This window comes from Bradyrhizobium sp. (assembly GCF_049798375.1).
In the GTDB taxonomy this organism is placed as follows: Bacteria; Pseudomonadota; Alphaproteobacteria; order Rhizobiales; family Xanthobacteraceae; genus Bradyrhizobium.
The window spans coordinates 1-1,988 of the sequence record NZ_JBARGP010000157.1 but is presented as its reverse complement, the minus strand read 5'-3'; the positions used below and the strand labels follow the sequence as shown (position 1 = coordinate 1,988).

2 pseudogenes are annotated in these 1,988 nt (G+C 63.8%); one reads left to right on the top strand and one right to left on the bottom strand.

What is annotated here, in order from left to right:
• A pseudogene (locus tag WA702_RS06795) lies at window positions 1-814 on the bottom strand (glutamate synthase subunit alpha); the annotation flags it as partial.
• Window positions 815-1,316: 502 nt separating this feature from the next.
• Between WA702_RS06795 and WA702_RS06790 the strand changes: the two are divergent.
• A pseudogene (locus WA702_RS06790) lies at window positions 1,317-1,988 on the top strand (hypothetical protein); the annotation flags it as partial.

The window sequence follows — 1,988 nt, the reverse complement described above, 5'->3', positions numbered from 1 at the left end:
TCGGGAAGGTGTTGGTCGAGAAGCGCTGATGCACCAGCGCCAGCGCGCTCTCGAAATCCGGCTCGTGCAGATCGGCGTAGTACTTGCCGAGCTGGTCGGCCAGGAACATGCCCTTGTAGATCACGGTCCGGCACGACAGCGAGCAGGGATAATAGCCCGACATGCCGCGGTCGCGGCGCTGATAGATCGCCTGCGAGATCGACTTGCGCAGGATGTAGAGCCGGCGCTCGAACTCGTCCTCGGTCTTGGCGGCGCCATTGCGGCCGATGAAGACCTGCATGCAGGTCGGCTCGGTCGGCTTCACGGTCTCGCCGAGCGAGGAGTTGTCGGTGGGCACGTCGCGCCAGCCGAGCAGCACCAGGTTCTCAGCCTTGATCTGGTCGGCGATGATGCTCTTGATGACGTTGCGCCAGGCGGTGTCGCGCGGCATGAACAGCGCGCCGATCGCATACTCGCCGGGATTGGGCAGATCGAAGCCGTTCTCCTTAGCTTTGCGCTTGAAGAAGGCGTGCGGGATCTGCACCAGGATTCCGGCGCCATCGCCAAAGCGCGGGTCGGCACCGACAGCACCGCGGTGCTCGAGATTGCACAGGATGTTGAGCGCGTCGGCAACGATCTGATGCGACTTCTCACCCTTGATGTTGGCGATGAAGCCGACGCCGCAGGAATCCTTCTCCTGCGCCGGGTCATAGAGACCCTCCGCCTCGGGGCGCCAAGTGTGCAATTCGCGGGTGATATCAGCCGGTTTCGAACGGGAATCCTGAGCCGGCACACCGCTTGCAATCTTGTCGTGCTCGAACATCGATCCGCTCATATCCATCCCCTTCGTTCCGGCAAGGGCCTCGGCCTTTAACCACCACCGTCCGGCGCACCCCGGGCGTAGCGCGGCCCCTCATTCCGAGCCCACGCTCGTCCACGACAGCGAGCCGCATTTTCAGAGTTCAGGCGGGCGTCCGGGTGAAACGTCCCCGACGGACAGCCAAGCCTGGTAACTTCCTGAGCGCCCGCCCATGGACGCCGAAATTTCATTGCAAAGTCTGTCCTGTCTTTGCAAGGAAATTTGAGACAGTCATCCTGTCCTAACTGCCACCATGCCAAACTTTTCTCTACCATACAAGCATTCCAGTGTCCCGGACGGCCTTACCGAGTTGACTTTTCTTGCGGTCCTCCACAGCCGGGTTTCACGCTGAAACGAGGCGCCCTGATCCCGCCTTGGGTCCGACCAAGGACCGCCTGAATCGGACTAGAACCTCGGCGCGAAAAATGATGCGAGCGAAAACGCTCCACTTTTCGGGGCTTTATCAGGAGCTGTGGTCATGAAGCCAATCATTGGGATCGTTTCGGCGAGCTTGCTTGTCGCGGCGAGCGCGGCCGCGCAGGGCGGGCCGCTGGTTCCGTCGGGAATCACCGCGTCGCCGCTGTACCAGCCGGTCTCCGACCTCGACGGTCCCTATTATTCGGACGCGCCGCCTCCGCCGCCGGCTCCCATTCCGGCGCCGCGTTACGGTTACGGCCCCGGGCCGGAGTATGGTTACCGGCCGCCGGCGCCCGTGTACGGCGCCGATCCCTATCGCCCCGATCCTTATCGACAAGACGGCTATCGCCCGGAGTACGGCTACGCGCCGGCCTTCCTGCCGGTGCACGAGGTCTATGCCATCATCCGCGACAACGGCTTCTCGCCGCTGGGCGCGCCGCGGCAGCGCGGCGCCACCTATGTGATCTCGGTGCTCGATCGTGACGGCGAAGACGGCAGGCTGCTGATCGATGCCCGCTCGGGTCGCATCATCCGTTTCGTGCCCGCGTTCCAAGGGGGCGAGCAGTATGAGCGGATGCGCTATGAGCCGGGCCGGGATTTGCCGATCCAGAATCTGCGAAGTCCGATCGCGCCCCGCGCCAGCCTGGACAATCTACCGCCGCCGACGGTGATCAAGGCCGATCCGCGCCTGCTACATGCCGCGCCGGCCGCGCCAATGGGATCGCAGATGGCC